This window comes from Saccharothrix sp. (assembly GCF_031180885.1).
Lineage (GTDB): Bacteria > Actinomycetota > Actinomycetes > Mycobacteriales > Pseudonocardiaceae > Actinosynnema.
In genome coordinates this window covers 83,755-98,804 of the sequence record NZ_JAPSLK010000029.1, presented here as the reverse complement: position 1 = coordinate 98,804, position 15,050 = coordinate 83,755, and the positions used below count along the sequence as shown (strand labels likewise).

The 15,050-nt window shown below is 70.9% G+C and carries 19 protein-coding genes and 1 tRNA gene; 11 read left to right on the top strand and 9 right to left on the bottom strand.

Going from position 1 to position 15,050, the window contains the following annotated elements:
• Positions 1-22: 22 nt before the first annotated feature.
• Positions 23-95: transfer RNA gene (locus tag RIN75_RS27635), tRNA-Arg, on the bottom strand.
• A gap of 211 nt (positions 96-306) precedes the next feature.
• On the opposite strand from RIN75_RS27635, the gene RIN75_RS27630 reads away from it, so the two are divergent.
• Positions 307-1,170 carry a hypothetical protein gene (locus RIN75_RS27630; protein WP_309114950.1) on the top strand — a complete coding sequence of 288 codons (864 nt, stop codon included), beginning with the start codon at positions 307-309 and terminating at the stop codon, positions 1,168-1,170.
• 18 nt (positions 1,171-1,188) lie between these two features.
• Positions 1,189-1,935, top strand: a complete 747-nt coding sequence (locus tag RIN75_RS27625) for an FkbM family methyltransferase (RefSeq protein ID WP_309114949.1) — start codon at positions 1,189-1,191, stop codon at positions 1,933-1,935.
• Between the two features lie 54 nt (positions 1,936-1,989).
• Here RIN75_RS27625 and RIN75_RS27620 read toward each other — a convergent pair whose 3' ends face one another.
• Complete coding sequence (locus tag RIN75_RS27620; protein ID WP_309114948.1) at positions 1,990-5,169, bottom strand: penicillin acylase family protein; 3,180 nt, start codon at positions 5,167-5,169, stop codon at positions 1,990-1,992.
• 148 nt (positions 5,170-5,317) lie between these two features.
• Between RIN75_RS27620 and RIN75_RS27615 the strand changes: the two genes are divergently transcribed.
• Together RIN75_RS27615 and RIN75_RS27610 are read left to right on the top strand one after the other, a co-directional pair.
• On the top strand, positions 5,318-5,938 hold the full coding sequence (locus RIN75_RS27615) for a peptidoglycan recognition family protein (protein ID WP_309114947.1): 621 nt from the start codon (positions 5,318-5,320) through the stop codon (positions 5,936-5,938).
• Positions 5,939-6,079: 141 nt separating this feature from the next.
• Positions 6,080-6,727, top strand: coding sequence for a response regulator transcription factor (locus RIN75_RS27610; RefSeq protein WP_309114946.1), 648 nt, complete (start codon positions 6,080-6,082; stop codon positions 6,725-6,727).
• A 99-nt stretch (positions 6,728-6,826) separates the two neighbouring features.
• On the opposite strand, the gene RIN75_RS27605 is transcribed toward RIN75_RS27610, so the two are convergent.
• Both RIN75_RS27605 and bluB read right to left on the bottom strand, forming a co-directional pair.
• Entirely contained in the window at positions 6,827-8,287 is a 1,461-nt protein-coding gene (locus RIN75_RS27605; RefSeq protein ID WP_309114945.1) for a GGDEF domain-containing protein, read from the bottom strand.
• A 100-nt stretch (positions 8,288-8,387) separates the two neighbouring features.
• Entirely contained in the window at positions 8,388-9,020 is a 633-nt protein-coding gene (bluB, locus tag RIN75_RS27600) for a 5,6-dimethylbenzimidazole synthase (RefSeq protein WP_309114944.1), read from the bottom strand.
• A 377-nt stretch (positions 9,021-9,397) separates the two neighbouring features.
• Here bluB and RIN75_RS27595 point away from each other — a divergent pair, with 377 nt between their 5' ends.
• Positions 9,398-9,721: a hypothetical protein gene (locus tag RIN75_RS27595; protein WP_309114943.1), complete on the top strand. Its 324-nt coding sequence runs from the start codon at positions 9,398-9,400 to the stop codon at positions 9,719-9,721.
• Here the strand turns inward: RIN75_RS27595 and rpsR are convergent.
• From rpsR to rpmB, 4 genes are read right to left on the bottom strand one after another with little or no spacing between them, the layout of a single operon-like run.
• Positions 9,669-9,902: a 30S ribosomal protein S18 gene (gene rpsR, locus RIN75_RS27590; RefSeq protein ID WP_309114942.1), complete on the bottom strand. Its 234-nt coding sequence runs from the start codon at positions 9,900-9,902 to the stop codon at positions 9,669-9,671. The genes RIN75_RS27595 and rpsR overlap by 53 nt on opposite strands.
• A 12-nt stretch (positions 9,903-9,914) precedes the next feature.
• Positions 9,915-10,211, bottom strand: coding sequence for a 30S ribosomal protein S14 (rpsN, locus tag RIN75_RS27585; protein ID WP_309114941.1), 297 nt, complete (start codon positions 10,209-10,211; stop codon positions 9,915-9,917).
• Positions 10,211-10,378, bottom strand: coding sequence for a 50S ribosomal protein L33 (gene rpmG / locus RIN75_RS27580; RefSeq protein WP_033439124.1), 168 nt, complete (start codon positions 10,376-10,378; stop codon positions 10,211-10,213). Before rpmG ends, rpsN begins: the two co-directional genes overlap by 1 nt.
• Entirely contained in the window at positions 10,378-10,617 is a 240-nt protein-coding gene (rpmB, locus tag RIN75_RS27575; protein ID WP_309114940.1) for a 50S ribosomal protein L28, read from the bottom strand. Before rpmB ends, rpmG begins: the two co-directional genes overlap by 1 nt.
• A gap of 47 nt (positions 10,618-10,664) precedes the next feature.
• On the opposite strand from rpmB, the gene RIN75_RS27570 reads away from it, so the two are divergent.
• The 3 genes from RIN75_RS27570 to rpmF are packed head-to-tail and all read left to right on the top strand — an operon-like array spanning position 10,665 to position 12,045.
• Positions 10,665-11,636, top strand: a complete 972-nt coding sequence (locus RIN75_RS27570; protein ID WP_309114939.1) for a GTP-binding protein — start codon at positions 10,665-10,667, stop codon at positions 11,634-11,636.
• Positions 11,633-11,884, top strand: a complete 252-nt coding sequence (locus RIN75_RS27565) for a type B 50S ribosomal protein L31 (RefSeq protein ID WP_309114938.1) — start codon at positions 11,633-11,635, stop codon at positions 11,882-11,884. The genes RIN75_RS27570 and RIN75_RS27565 overlap by 4 nt, the downstream gene beginning before the upstream one ends.
• On the top strand, positions 11,884-12,045 hold the full coding sequence (rpmF, locus tag RIN75_RS27560) for a 50S ribosomal protein L32 (protein WP_309114937.1): 162 nt from the start codon (positions 11,884-11,886) through the stop codon (positions 12,043-12,045). The genes RIN75_RS27565 and rpmF overlap by 1 nt, the downstream gene beginning before the upstream one ends.
• A gap of 1 nt (position 12,046) precedes the next feature.
• Here the strand turns inward: rpmF and RIN75_RS27555 are convergent, their stop codons facing one another.
• Positions 12,047-12,691, bottom strand: a complete 645-nt coding sequence (locus tag RIN75_RS27555; protein ID WP_309114936.1) for a histidine phosphatase family protein — start codon at positions 12,689-12,691, stop codon at positions 12,047-12,049.
• Between the two features lie 55 nt (positions 12,692-12,746).
• Here RIN75_RS27555 and RIN75_RS27550 point away from each other — a divergent pair, with 55 nt between their 5' ends.
• From RIN75_RS27550 to eis, 3 genes are read left to right on the top strand one after another with little or no spacing between them, the layout of a single operon-like run.
• Positions 12,747-13,067 (top strand): EthD family reductase, encoded by a 321-nt coding sequence (locus RIN75_RS27550; RefSeq protein WP_309114935.1) that lies wholly within the window; start codon positions 12,747-12,749, stop codon positions 13,065-13,067.
• Positions 13,064-13,888 carry a 3-hydroxyacyl-CoA dehydrogenase family protein gene (locus RIN75_RS27545; RefSeq protein WP_309114934.1) on the top strand — a complete coding sequence of 275 codons (825 nt, stop codon included), beginning with the start codon at positions 13,064-13,066 and terminating at the stop codon, positions 13,886-13,888. The genes RIN75_RS27550 and RIN75_RS27545 overlap by 4 nt, the downstream gene beginning before the upstream one ends.
• Before the next feature lie 10 nt (positions 13,889-13,898).
• Complete coding sequence (gene eis / locus RIN75_RS27540) at positions 13,899-15,038, top strand: GNAT family N-acetyltransferase (protein WP_309114933.1); 1,140 nt, start codon at positions 13,899-13,901, stop codon at positions 15,036-15,038.
• Positions 15,039-15,050: the final 12 nt, after the last annotated feature.

The following is a 15,050-nucleotide window of genomic DNA, read 5'->3' as shown; positions in this document are numbered from 1 at the left end:
GATTCACCCGGCGAAAGGTGAGTGCCCCCGGCAGGATTCGAACCTGCGACACACGGTTTAGGAAACCGATGCTCTATCCCCTGAGCTACGAGGGCGCACGGGGCAGCGTACCGGGTGCCCCCGCCCCGTGTCGTAGGTGGGGCGTCACCCGGGTGGACATCGCCCGGGGGGAAGTATGCACCGCGGGTGACGGGGGCGGAGGGTTGTGGTGGACTGTTGGGGGGAAGTGGGGTGGGTCACCTTCTCCCGGCGGGGTTCGTCAGGTAGTCAAGGGGCGTCTGTGGTGGCTCGGCGAAAGAACCTCTCATGAGCGGTAGACCTTGGCCGGACTTTCGGCCCGGACCTCTGGGGTCCCTGGGGGCCTGGTGGCGGCGCAGGCAGGAGCGGCGGGGAGAGGACTTCACGTTCGTTCCGCCGTCGTCGTCGCATCAGCATGTCTTTGAGACGCCACTGCCCAGCGCCGTCTACGGGCTCGACTTCAAGGCGAAGTTCACGGTGCACTGGCGGCTCGACCTGACCACCGGCGCACGGCACAACTCGCCGCGCAGTGCCGCGATCAACGACGTGGTCAAGCGGGCCAAGCAGATCACCGAGCGGGCCATGTTGGTGCACCACGCGCCGTTGCAGTTCCAGCTCGGGGACGAGCTCGCGGCGGAGCGGCAGGTTGAGGGGACACATGTGTGGGCGCGGGCCGAAGGGGTTGAACTGACAGTTGACGACGCTGACCTCGAGTCGGCGCGCAAGCACATCGAGCTGCTGCGGTCGACGACCGTTCGGCAAGCGGAGAGGGATGCCGAGCGGGCGGAGATTCGGTATCTGCGTGACGAAGTCCTCACCGATCTGTCGACCGCCACGATCTGGTGGCTGCACCGCAACGGGTACCAGGTCGAGCAAGCGGTCGCGCTGTCGCAGCACCTCAACGAGCTTGTCCGGATCGCTGCCCAGAGACGTGACCAGCACTGGGCGGACACCCTTGTCACCAGCTTCGAAACTGCCCTGCCGCGGCTGTCCGACGGCCATCGCACGGAGTTGAAGCAGCACCTGGCGAAGGCGCTGGGGATCTACGGCGGTACCACGGTGGCGGAGGAGTTCGCGGAGCAGGTTGGGTTGCCGCAGCACCAAGGGCTTCCTCAAGGCCAGAATCACAACGGGGCCAAACCGCTGCCCTGACTTCTCTACTGTGGTTCCGTGAACCACAACCTGACCGAGGCGCGCGGCGCGGCGGTGGCGGGCGTGTTGCGCGTGCTCGCCCGCGTCACGCCGTTCGTCGAGCCCGAGCTGATCGGCCTGCGCGACGTCGTCAAACCCGGAGACACCTGCGTCGACATCGGCGCCGCGCTGGGGCTGTACACGGTGTCGCTGTCCCGCCTCGTCGGTCCACAAGGGACAGTCCACAGCGTCGAGCCGCTGGTCTTCGCGCACCCCGCGCTGTCCTACCTCCTGCGCCCGCGCGAGGGCCGCAACATCGTGCGGCACTCGGTGGCGCTGGGCACCAGCGAGGGCAAGGACGTGATGAGCGTGCCGGTGCGCCACGGCCTCCCGGTCACCGGTCGGTCGTTCCTCACCGCCGGCGCGGACGGGCTCGGGTCCAACAACGAGTTCACCGAGCACCTTGAAGTCGTCGTCCGCACGGACACCCTCGACCGGTTCGTCGCGGCGAACGGCATTGGGCGGCTGGATTTCGTCAAGGCCGACGTGGAAGGCGCCGAACTGCGCGTGCTGCAAGGCGGAAACGAGACCATCGAGAAGTTTCGACCAAAACTTCTCCTGGAGATCGAAGAACGGCACGTGCGCCGGTTCGGATACCGCGCGGAGGACGTCGCCGACTGGCTCTCGGAACGGGGCTACCGCATGCACGTGTGGCAGCGCGGCGCCTGGCAGCGGGTCAAGCGCATCCGGCCTGACCTGCGCAACTACCTGTTCACCGCCGAGTGAAAGGCGGAAGACCCCGGTCCCTGGGGGTGGACCGGGGTCTTCCTGCGGACCGGTCTACGTGCCGTAGACCTCAAGTTCGTACAGTGAGTATCCGTAACCCGTGGCGCGTTGGATACCGGTCATTCGTACGAATCGTGCGGCGGTTGGGGTGAACGACACCACGTCCTGTCCACCGTTTCCCGCACTTGTCGTGAATACCTCGCGCCAGTTGGTGCCATCGGGTGATACCTCGATTCGATACGAACGGGCGAAGGCCGCTTCCCACGACAACACCACCCGCCCGACGGTCCGCGACGCGCCCAGGTCGACCCGCAGCCACTGGTTGTCGCTCCAGTCGCTGGCCCACCTGGTGTCCGGCTTGCCGTCGACCGCATGCGCAGGCGGCGAGTAGTACCAGCCGCGCTCGTAGCTGCTCGCGGTGGCCGAGGAACCCGCCGCCAGGTTGGTCACCGCCGCGCCCCGCCGCGCCGGGAACTGCACGACCTGCTGGTACGTGGGCCGGTTCTGCCAGTGGATCTTGTCGTGCGTGATGCCGCCCATGGCACGGTGGATGATGGTGTCGGCGCACCACTGGTCACCCGCCGCGCAGTCGCCGTCAGCCGGGTACACGGCCGACGCGGGCATCGCCACCGCCTGCGCCAACGAGTCCAGCAGCACCTGCCGGCAGGCCGCCAGGACCCCGCCACCGCAGTACTTCGCCCCCAACGGACCGGCCACGTTGTCACCCAGCACCGCCCGCAGGTCCTTGTCCACGTAGCTCCACCAGCCGTACTGGAACGCCGAACCCTTGTGCGGCGCGGACCCGTGCTTGTCCGACGGCGGTTCGTCCACCGAGAAGGCCCCGGTCAGCCGCGCGTACAGCGCGTCGCCGAGCCCCGGCTGGAACTCCGCCTTCACCAACAACGGCCACCACGCGTCCAAAAGGCGGATCGCCTCGGCGTGCGCGTAGGTCTTGCTGCCGCGCGAAGTCTCCTTGCGCAGCGACCCGGACCGCTGCCACTCACGGAGTTTCGTCACGGCCGACGCGAGCGCCGGATCGGTGATCGCGGCGGTGTCGAGCACCCGCAGGACGTCCGGCAGCACCTGCTCGGCCCGCAGGTCCGCCACGCCCGCCTCGGCCATCGCCTGGGTCAACGACGTCCGCGTCACCTTGCGGCCACCGGCCAGCAGCGCCTTCACCCGGTCGTCCAGCAGGTCACCGCGGTGCACGGACCCGTTGCCGTAGCCCGAAGCCGAGTAGTCCAGCGCCTGCTTGTTGTTCCACGAGATGTAGTAGTCCTGGTTGACCGAGTTCGGGTGCTGCGCGAACGGCGTGTACGCGGCCGTGTTGCGGTCCGGGTCCCAGCCCTCCCACTCGTTGGCCCGCACCGCGTGCACGGGCAGGTGCGGGTCGACGTGGGCCTTGCGCACGGGGTTCGCGCCGGAGTTGAAGTACGCGGTGTCCTTCGCGTCGACGTAGAACCAGTTGAACGCGTACCCGATGTGCTCGGCGGCGCGCTGGAAGTCCTGCGCCGACCGCACCGCGTCCGGGTCGTTGAACTCCTGGAACCCGATGATCGAGTCCACCTCGTGCAGGTACGTCGAGCGCAACGACGTGTAGGCCACGTGCTTCCCGCCGACCTGCGCGCGGCTCTGCACGAGCCCGTACTTGGTGCGGTACATGACCAGCGTGTACGAGCCCGCCGGGGTCGGGTCGGCGACCGTGGGCTGCCACGCGTTCTTGCGCTCGATCCGCTCCATGGGCAGGCACTCCGCCCGGAACCGGTAGTGCAGCGACGCCGCCGACGCGGGCCGCCCGTCGGGTTCGCACAGCTCGACGGCGTAGGTGTCGGTGATGTCCTGCCCTGCCGAAGTCGCGCTCCACGAGTAGTCGATGCCGCGCCCGAGCTGCACGTACATGCTCACGCCCGCGAACGACACGCCCCGCGCCCGCAGACCCGGACCGTGCAGTTCTTGCAGCATCAGCAACTGCGGCGCGAAGTACCCGGTCTGCGGTCCCCACACGGCGATCGGGTTGCCGGTGTCGGTGTGCGCGCCGGACACCGCCAACGCGTTGGACATGCCGTGCTTCTTCGCCAGCAAGTCCTTGGGCAGCACGCCATCGGCGAAAATCCCCTGCACCGCCCGCAATTCAGCCGGAACGTCCACAGTGGACTGCGCGGAAACGGTCTGGTCGTACACCATCCGCTCCGGCGTCACGACCCCGCCGTCCGGCAGCGCCACGCCCTGCGGCGCGGCAGGCGTTGTGGCGTAAGGGAACCGCTGTCCGTCGTGCAGGGTCAGCACCGCCTCCGGGTCGTTCTGCTCGCGGAACGACCGCCACACCCGGTCGCCCACCTCCGCCCCGTAGCGGTTCTGCGCGGCCAGTTTGACCAGCGCGTTCTGCACCTCGCCACCGCCGCCCGCGCCGAACAGGCCGCCCACCACGGCCGCGATCGCGACCAGGTCGGTCGGCTTGAACGGCTGGATGTCGTTCCAGTTGGTGACGGCGTCGGCGTGCCCGGTCAGCACGTACTCGCCGGGGAAGTACCGGCCGTTGACCGCCGCCGTGATGTAGGCGTTGATGCCCGCCACGTAGTCCCGCACGTCCTGCAACGCCTGCTGCCCGCGCGGCCCCTGCGCCGCGACCTGGTCGATCTGCCGCTGCAGGTCGGCCTCGGTGTACGGGATCTGGTTGAAGAAGCTCTGCTCCAGCGCCCGGTTGCCCTCCGCGCCGCCGGCGAACCCGGTCAGCTGCCCGCGCCCCAGGTGGCGGAACAGGTCCATCAGCCACAGCCGGTCCTGCGCGGCGGCGTAACCGGCGCCGAACTCGGTGCCGGACCGGGTGGTGCCGTAGATGTGCGGCATCCCGATGCGCTTGTCGCGGATGATCGTGACGTCCGCGCGCGGCTTGATCGTGCTCTCCACCTGGTCGGCGGGCACACCGAACGAGGCGTCGTTGAAGAAGGTCGCCAGCTGGTCGTTGGTCAGGCCCGAGTAGCCGGAGACCAGGGCGTCGTACTTGCCGAGCTGGTCGGCGGAGTGCCCGGGACGGGTGCCCACTGTCCGGTGGGCCAGGATCTCGGCGAGGGTGGCGTTGCCGTTCTGGCCGGGCGGTAAGACGTCGTGGCACTGGCCCAGGCAGTAGTCGTCCGGGGCGAACGCCGTCGTGCGAGGCGTGGCCTCGGCGGCGGGAACGGTGACGGCCGTGGCGAGGAGTGCGACCACGGCCAGGGAACGGGCGGCTCTCCGCATGACCGGAGCTCCTTCCAGGCAGGGTTCGTGTGACGCACGTTACTCACAAGTAAAGATTCGCGAAAGAGCTTCGCGTTTGGTCGTCACTCCATCGAACGGGTGTCGGTCGTTGCCAGGAAGGCCGGGCAGTGGGAAAACGTTCCACGTGATGCGGCGACGAACCCTGCTCGCCGGCGTCGTCGGCGCCGGCTTCCTGAGCGCGACCCCGGCGCACGCCTCACCCGTCCTGCCCATCCGGAGTTGCGCCGAATGGTCGGCCCGGCCGCCGTCCGGCCGGCCCACCGTGCTCATGCAGCGCCCCGTCCGCATCCTGATCCACCACACCGCCACCGAGAACACGTCCGACGTCAGCCAGGAGCACGCCTACGCCCACGCCCGGTGGATCCAGAACCTCCACATGGACACCAACGGCTGGATCGACTCCGGGCAGCACTTCACCAACAGCCGCGGCGGGTTCCTCATGGAGGGCCGGCACGGCAGCCTCGCCGCGCTGCGGTCCGGCGACCGGGTCGTCGTCGGCGCGCACTGCCCCGGCCAGAACAGCGCGGCCATCGGCATCGAGAACGAGGGCAACTACATGTCCGTCGAGCCGCCGGTCCTGCTGTGGGACTCACTGGTCTCGTTCTGCGTGTACGCATGTGAGCAGTACGCCATCCCGCCCACTGAGATCTTCGGCCACCGCGACCACCACGACACGCTCTGCCCGGGCGACAAGCTCTACGCCCTGTTGCCGCGTCTGCGCCAGGAAGTTGCGCGCGTTCTGGGCTGATCTCCGGTATTTCCTGGCAACTGTGAACAGGCTGTTCCGGGGCTCATCCGTGGTGAGATAACGGTGAATTAACGTCAGCTTGCGTGTTCGTGCGCGAGGCTGAGCGGGTACGAACACGAAACGCCAACGCGGGGAGGCGTCGTGATCAAGGTGATGCTGGCCGATGACGAAGACCTCGTCCGGTCCGGCCTTCGCATGATCCTCAACAGCGCAGGCGATATCGAGGTCGTGGCTGAGTGCGACGACGGGCACCTGGTGGCCGACCTGGCCCGCCAGCACCGCCCGCACGTCGTGCTGCTCGACATCCGGATGCGGTCCTCGGACGGCCTGACCGCCCTGCGGCGGTTGCGCTCGATCCCGGACGCGCCGCGGATCGCCATGCTGACCACGTTCGACGTGGACGAGTACGTGTCCGAGGCGCTGCGGCTGGGCGCGTCGGGCTTCCTGCTCAAGGACACCGAACCCGAGCAGCTGGTCCGGGCCGTCCGCGACCTCGCCTCGGGTGGCGCCGTCCTGGACCCGGGCGTGGCCGCGCGGGTCCTGGCCGCGGTGGCCGACGGCGAACGGGCCGCCGAGCCCGCGCGCCGGCTGCTGGCGTCGCTGTCCGAGCGGGAGCGGGAGGTGCTCGTCCTCATCGGACAGGGCATGTCGAACGCGGAGATCGGCGGCACGCTGCACCTGTCCGAGGCGACGGTGAAGGGTTACGTGTCCTCGGTCCTGGGCAAGATCGGCGCGGTGAACCGCGTCCAGGCCGCCCTGGTCGCTTTCCGGGGCGGGCTGATCGCCTAGCGCTCTCGAAGAGCCGGTATTTCCCCGCGGTGTGGGGCCGTGGGGAAATACCGGCTTTTTGCTGCCATGCCGCAGTGCCGTCGTGCCGTCGTGCCGCGGTCAGGCGCCGCCGAGGATCTCGGCCACGCTGGGTTCGACCTCGACCCGGTTGCGGCCGTGGCGCTTGGCCCGGTAGAGCGCCATGTCGGCGGCGGCGAAGAGCTGGTCCAGCTTGGCCGGTCCGGCGGCGACGCCGATGCTGACCGTGGGGCGGCGGGTGGTGCCCAGGACCATCGTCCAGTCGTGGCAGTCGACGGCCGCGCGGATGCGTTCGGCGACCACCGGCCCGACATCGCGGGCGTTGCTGTCGGTGTCACCCAGCAACACCACGAACTCGTCGCCGGCCCACCGGGCGACCAGGTCGTCGGCCCGGCACTCGCGCCGGAGCAGTTGGGCGATCTCGCGCAGGGCGGCGTCGCCGGCGGCGTGCCCGGCGTCGTCGTTCACGCCCTTGAACCAGTCCACGTCGACCAGCACGAGCCAGGGCACCCGGCCCCGGGCGGCGGTGGATTCGAGCAGTCCGGCGGCAGCGCGTTCCAGGCCCAGGCGGTTGGCGAGGCCCGTGAGCGGGTCCCGCGCGGCGGCTTCCTGGGCGGCCACGGCCAAGCGCTGGGCCTGCACGGCCACCCGGCGCTGCTCCAAGGCCTGGGCCAGGCCCTCCTGCAACGTCTCGGTCGCGGTCTTGCTCGCCGCCACCGAGCAGCGCAGCGCGGCGGCCTCGCCCACGTGGTCGTTCATCTGAGCGCAGATGTCGGCCAGGTCGAGGGAGAACCTCAGCAGCAGGGACGCGTCGTTGATGGCCTCGGCCGCCGCGACCGCGCGGCTGCCCAGGGTGCGGGCCTCGACCAGTTCGTCCTGGTCGCGGCGCACCACGGCGAGCACCCAGTTGCCGACGGCCTGGGACCACTTGTCACCGGCCTCGGTGGCCTGCCGCAGGGTCTCGCGGGCCGCCTGCTCCGCCTCGAAAAGCTCGCCCACCCCGGCCAGCGACCGGCTGTAGGCGCCGAGCAGGGCGCGGCGCATCTGCTCGTCGGTGGTCAGCTCCAGACCTTCGCGCAGGTACTCGCGGGCCTCGGCGAAGATCGCCGGGGCGCGGTCGGGCGGGGACGAGATGGCGCGGAAGTTCAGCGTGCCGCCCAGCCCCTGGAGGCAGTGCCCGAGCACCTCGGGGACGTCCGCGCGCCGCGCCACCTGCACGGACAGCCGCAGCATGTCCACCGCCGCGCGCCGGTTGCCGATGCCCTCCAGCAGGTAGGCCAGGGCGTGCATGGCCTGCGCGGCGGCGGGGTTGTCGGCGTTCTCGCCGTCGAGGTCGGTCCAGCCCTCGGCGGCCAGTTCGAGGGCCAGCGGGATGCGGCCCAGCCGCCACGCCAGCTTGGCCCGGTTGACCAGCACCGCGGAGCGCGTCCACCGGTCGGCGCCGGGCGGGATCCGGCTCACGACCTGGTCGAACAGCGTGTTGGCCTCCGGCAGGCGGCCAGCGTTCAGCAACGCCTTGACCTCAAGGTCCAGCTGTGGCACCGCTACCAGCGGATCTCGCTGCTCCACCCGTGTCGACACTCCATTCCGGCTCGGTGGGCGGGTACGCGGGACCGCCCACCAGCGGTACGGCTTAGACAGGCTACCGGGACGGACGCCGTGTGTACCGCTCCTGGTGCAGGACGTCGTCCAGCGGCAGCCGGTTCCGCCAGCCGTGGCGCTCCAGGTCGGGTGTGTCGGGCAGGCACGCGACCGGGCCGACGCACAGCCACGCGACCGGGCGGACGGTCGGCGGGATGTCCAGCAGGCGGCGCAGCTCGTCCTCGCGGTAGAAGCTCACCCAGCCCACGCCCAGGCCCTCGGCGGTCGCGGCGAGCCACAGGTTCTGGATGGCCAGGCACACGGAGTAGAGGCCCGCGTCCGCGATGGCGTGCCGACCCAGCACGGCGGGCGACCCGCGCTCGGGGTCGTAGGTGACGACGACGCCGAGGGTGGACTCCATGATCCCCTCGACCTTGATCCGCGCGAACGTCTCGGCGCGCTCGCCCTCCAGCTCGGTGGCGAAGACGCTGCGCTCGGCCTGGACGTGGTCGCGGAACGCCCGCCGGGTGTCCCGGTCGCGGACGACGATGAAGTCCCACGGCTGCGACAGGCCCACGCTCGGCGCCGCGTGGGCCGCCGTGAGCACCCGGCGCAGCACGTCGTCCGGGATGGGGGCGCCGGTGAACTCGCCCCTGGTGTCCCGGCGGCGGTGCAGTACGTCGTAGAAGCTCATTCGGAGGATCGTGCCTCACGCGATCAGGCGAACCCGGCCTTGGTGCCGGTGGCGTGCGTCTCACGTGGACCCCGAAAGCCGAGCCGCTGCTCCGCCGACTGTCGTACCTGCGTGGGAAAATGGTGTCGGGGCCGGAGGCCGCAGCCACCACAAAATGCCCGCCGCTGCCAGCCTCGCCACGGCCGCCGCCCGCCAGCCGCTGACCCCGCTCTCACCGGCCCGGCAACCTCACCGGCCCCGCTGCTCCGCCGGCCCCGCCAGCGCGCCGATCCACCGACCCCGACCCCCACTCGGTCGGCGGAACCTGCCCGCGCGATCAGGTGAACTCCGCCGTCGTGCGGTGGCGTGCGTCTCAATCGGGCGTTGAATGGCACGTCATGCCGAGGATCGGAAGCGCCCCCGGGTCCGCCCTGGGTTTCGCCGGTGGTGTCGTGGCGACGGTGGTCGCGGGCAACTGGCCCCTACCCGCACTCGCCGCGCTGGTCGCCGTGGTGGTGGCCGTCTCACTCGTGACCACCCCGCTGGGCGCGGCACTGACCGCGCTGCAGTGCTGGGGCCTTTACGGGAGCTTCGTGGTGGGCGCCGAAGGGCACTTCGCCCCCGACTGGCCCGCGCTGGCGGTGCTGGCGGCGGCCGGCACCGCCTCGCTCAGCGGCCTTGCGAGGGGTAGGGCAGCAGTGCCATCTCCCGCGCGTTCTTGATCGCCGTCGCGACCTGGCGCTGCTGCTGCGGCGTCAACCCGGTCACGCGGCGCGAGCGGATCTTGCCGCGGTCGGAGATGAACTTGCGCAGCAGCGCGACGTCCTTCCAGTCGACGGTGGTCACGCCCTCCTTGCGCAGGAGGTTGACCCGCTTCTTGGGCGTGCGTTCGGTCCTGGGCACGTACGTCCTCCCCTACCAGCTCGACTTGGTGACACCCGGTAGCTCACCTTTGTGCGCCATCTCCCGCAACCGGAGGCGGGACAGCCCGAACGCCCGGAAGTAGGCGCGCGGCCGGCCGTCCACGGCGTCGCGGTTGCGCAGCCGGGTCGGGCTGGCGTCGCGGGGCAGGCGCTGGAGCGCGAGCTGCGCCTCGGCGCGCCGCGCAGGGTCGGTGCGCACGACCTCCTTGAGCTGCGCCCGCCGCTCGGCGTACCGGGCGACGACCTCGCGGCGCTGCCGGTCGCGGGCGATCTTCGACTTCTTCGCCATCAGCGCTCCTCCTTGAAGTCGACGTGCCGGCGCACCACCGGGTCGAACTTGCGCAGCACCAGCCGGTCCGGGTCGTTGCGGCGGTTCTTGCGGGTCACGTAGGTGTAGCCGGTGCCGGCGGTGGAGCGGAGCTTGATGATCGGCCGGACGTCGGTGCTCTTGGCCATCAGACCTTCTCCCCCCGCGCGCGCAGCTCGGCCACGACGGACTCGATACCGCGCCGGTCGACGGTCTTCATCCCCTTCACGGACAGGGTCAGCACGACGAACCGGTTCTCGCTGGGCAGCCAGTACCGGCGGCGCTGGGTGTTGGGCAGCCAGCGGCGGTTCGTGCGCCGGTGCGAGTGGGAGACCTGCTTGCCGTAGCCGGGTTTGCGCCCGGTCAACTGGCAGTGGCGGTGAGACACGCAGCACTCCTTTGAAACGACAACCGTTTTCACCTACTGTAGCCCAAATGGAAACGGTTGTCGTTCTGGTGGCCGGCGGGCACGGCGTGGCCACGTCCCTGTGGTGCGCCTCGCCGGGTGCCGTGCTGGTCCGGTACGACCTGGCGGGCCTGTCCTCGGGTGTCGTGCGGCGGTGGGTCGACGGCACGCTGGAGGTGCTGGAACTGGAGCACGGCTGCGTGTCGTGCACCCTGCGCCACGACCTCCTGCCGCTGCTCGACGCCTTGGGCGGGCACGTGATCGTCGACCTCGACCCGGCGCTGGAACCCGAGGCGGTGTGCCTCGCACTGCACGACCGGCCGGTGCGGGTGGCCGCCGTGGTGACCGCGGTGGACACCTCCACCTGGCTGGCCGAGGCGACCGGCGACGAGGAACTGGTGTCCGACGTGCCGGGCGACGAGCGGACGTTGGCCCAGGTCGTGGTGGGCCGGACCGAGTTCGCCGACGTGCTGGTCGTGGTCGGCGAGCCGGACTTCACGCTGAACGCGGTGCTGGACCGCCTCTCGCCCGGCGTGCCGCGGGTGTCCCTCGAGGAACTGCCCGATGCGCTCATGAGGCTGCGGAGGGTGCCCCGGTTCGACCAGGTCACCGGCTCGCTGCTGCGCGGCGCCCCGCTGGAACCGGCCGGTGACGTCGGTGTCGTGCACTTCGTGGCGTCGCGCCCCTTCCACCCGATGCGGCTGCACATGGCGCTGGACGTCCTGCTGGACGGGGTCGTGCGCAGCCGGGGCCGGTTGTGGCTGGTGAGCCAGCCGGACGCGTTGCTGTGGCTGGAGTCGGCGGGCGGCGGCCTGCACATGGGGGAGATCGGGCGGCGGACCGACGGCCTCCAGGAGATCGTCGCCATCACCTGGAAGGCGTCCGAGTTCGAGATCACGTCGGCGCTGCGCGAGGCGCTGGTGACCGACGAGGAGTGGGCGTTGGCGGACGAACTGGACTTCGTGGACCCGTTCGCCGATCACGAGATGGAGGAGTTGTGAAGAAGGGCATCCACCCGGACTACCACCCCGTGGTGTTCCAGGACTCGGGCACGGGCAAGGCGTTCCTCACCCGGTCCACGGCGACGTCGTCGCGGACCGTGGAGTGGGAGGACGGCAACACGTACCCGTTGATCGTGGTCGACGTGACCTCCGACTCGCACCCGTTCTGGACGGGGTCGCAGCGGGTCGTGGACACGGCCGGGCGCGTGGAGAAGTTCAACCGCCGCTACGGGAAGAGGTCGCGCTGATGGCCGTGCCGAAGCGGAAGACGTCGAGGAGCAACACCCGGCACCGGCGCTCCCAGTGGAAAGCCGCAACACCGGACCTGGTCCCGGTGAAGACCCTCGACGGACGGGAGTTGCTGGTGCCGCGCCGGCTGGTGGCCGCCTACCGGCGCGGACTCCTCTGACTCACATCTGGGTCTCGCCGTCCGGGGAGTCCCGCCACTGGGCGAACGGCCGGTCCAGCCGCCAGGCCGTGCCGTCGTGGGTGAGCACCCGGTGCTCGCAGGTCTCCAGGTTGGACAGGGACTCGAAGAGTTCCACGCTCCACCCGAACAGGCGGCGGCACAGCAGGCGGATGGTCAGGCCGTGCGAGACGATCAGGGCGGTGTCCGGGTGGTCCGGGCGGGCCATCCGGGTCTCCAGGTCCACCAGGAACGCGGCCAGGCGGTCGTCCACGTCCGCGCCGGACTCGCCGTTGGGCAGCCGGAAGAAGAAGTGGCCGAAGGCGTGCCGCTGGTGCTTCAGGACCTCCTGCTGGACCGGGTCCTGGAGGTTGCCCCAGTCCTGTTCGCGCAGGCGGGGCTCGGCGGTGACGCGCTCCGCCTGGTCGCCGAGGGCCAGGCCGCGCAGCGTGGCGCGGGTGCGGACGTACGGGCTGACGTAGACGGCCACTGGCGCGCCGTCCAGGAGTTCCTTGATCCTGGGACCGGTCTCGGCCGCTTCCCGCTCGCCTCGCGGGGTGAGGGGGAGGGCGTGGTCGGGTATGCGGCAGTACGCCAGTTCGTCGACGTTGCCCAGGCTTTGTCCGTGCCGCAGCAGGATGATCCGCACCCCGCCATGGTGCCGGTGTTACAGTCCGGCGGCGAAACCGGACGGAAGGTGTCACATGATCAAGTACATCGCGCTGTACCGGAAACCCGAGGACCCCGAGGCCTTCGACGAGGCCTACTTCGCCGCCCACCTGCCGCTGGTGCGCAACACGCCCGGCCTGCTCAAGGCGGAGGTCGCGAAGGTGGGGCGGGTGTTCGTGCCCGGCTTCCTCGGCGAGCACGAGCCGCACCTGGTGGCCGAGATGCACTTCGCCTCCGAAGCGGACATGAAGGCCGCGTTCAAGTCGCCGGAGTGGCAGGCCGCCGGGGCGAACCTGACCGAGATCGGCGGGATGGAGCTGGTGGCCATGTTCGCGGCGGAGGTCGTCGAAGCATGATCGCGGTGGTGATCGGTGGCGGCACGATGGGCGCGGGCATCGCGCACGTGCTGCTCGCGGGCGGGCACGAGGTGGTGCTGGCCGAGTCGTCGGCGGACCGGGTGGTGACCGCGCGGTCGGCGGTGGCGGCGTCGCTGGCCAAGGCGGCCGACCGGGGCAAGCTCGCGAGCGCGCCCGACGACCTGCTGAAGAACCTGACCGTCGTCGAGCAACTGGCCGCGGTCCCGGCGGAGCTGGTGGTCGAGGCGGTGCCGGAGGACCTCGACCTCAAGCGGCGCGTCCTGACCACGGCCGCAAACGCTTGCCCCGACGCGGTCCTGGCCTCGAACACCTCGTCCCTCTCGATCACCGCGCTGGCGCAGGGGCTGCCCGCCGAGCGCGTGATCGGCATGCACTTCTTCAACCCGGTGCCCGTCCAGCAGCTCGTGGAACTCGTCGTCCACGACGCCGTCGCGCCCTCGACCGTGGCCAACGCCCGCGCGTGGGCGGAGGAACTGGGCAAGACGGTCATCGAGGTCCGGGACACCCCCGGCTTCGCCACCTCACGGCTCGGCGTCGCGGTCGGCATGGAGGCCATCCGGATGCTGGAGGAGGGCGTGGCCAGCGCGGAGGACATCGACACCGGGATGCGCCTGGGCTACGGCTGGCCGATGGGCCCGCTCAAGCTCACCGACCTGGTCGGGCTGGACGTCCGGCTGGCCATCGCCGAGCACCTGGCCGCCGAGCTGGGGCCGCGGTTCGAGCCGCCGGCGCTGCTGCGGGAGAAGGTCGCCCGGGGCGAGTTGGGGCGCAAGAGCGGGCAGGGCTTCTTCTCCTGGTAAGCAGGACGGTGTGCTGATCCGAGACCTCACCGGGGACGACGCCGACGAAGTCCGCCGACTGCGCAAGGTGGCCTTCGGCGCCGCGTCCGACGACGACCCGGTCCGCCCCGGCCGGCGCGGGCTGCTGGCCGAGCTGGACGGCCGTCCGGCGGCGGTGCTCACGATCTCCGAGTTCCACCAGTTCTACGGCGGCGCGCCGGTGCCCATGGGCGGCATCGGCGGCGTCGCCGTGGACCCGTCCGTGCGCGGTCGGGGCGTGGCCAGCGGACTGCTCGACCATGTGTTGGCTGACCTGCGTGAGCACGGCCAACCGCTGTCCGTCCTCTACGCCACGGTGCCCGCGCTGTACCGGTCGCGCGGCTGGGAGCGGGCCGGGGTGTTCGAGTGGCTCGACTTCCCTCTCGACCGCCTGCCCACCGGCCCCGCCGCCGCGACGCGCCCGGCGACCGAGGCGGACCTCGACGCGCTGCACGCCTGCTACGTCGACCTGGCGTCCACGGTGAACGGCCTGGTGGACCGCTCGAAGCCGGGCGTGGACGTGGCCGACGTGCTCAAGCTCGACGTGGTCACGGTCGTGCCCGGCCACGACGGCGAGGTCCGCGGCTTCCTGACCGCCGAGCGCAACCGCGAGGGCCTGCGCGTGTTCGACCTGGTCGGGCGGGACCTCGACACCCAGCTCGGGTTGCTGCGCGCGCTGCGGAGCTGGGCGGGCCTGCTGGACCAGGTGTCGCTGCGGGTGACCGACCCGGCGGTGACCGGCCTGCTGACCAACCAGGCCATCCGCTACACCGTCACCACCTCCGCCTGGCTGCTCCGGGTCGTCGACCTGCCCGCCGCCGTCGCGGCCCGGGGTTGGCCCGCCGCGGCGGCGCTGAAGGACGCGGCCGTGGACCTGGAGGTCGTCGACGACCACGCGCCCTGGCACGCGGGCCGGCAGCGGCTGGTGGTGGAGGGCGGCGTGGTCCGGGTCGAGCCGGGTGGGACCGGCGCGGTGCGGCTGCACTCCCGCGCGCTGGGACCGTGGTTCAGCGGCATGCAGGACACCAACGCCCTGCGCCGGGCGGGCCTGCTGGACGGCAACGGCGACGCGGCACTGCTCGACCGGCTGGTCGGCGCACCGGGCGTGCCGCGGCTGGCCGACTTCTTCTGAGTGTCCGATGTG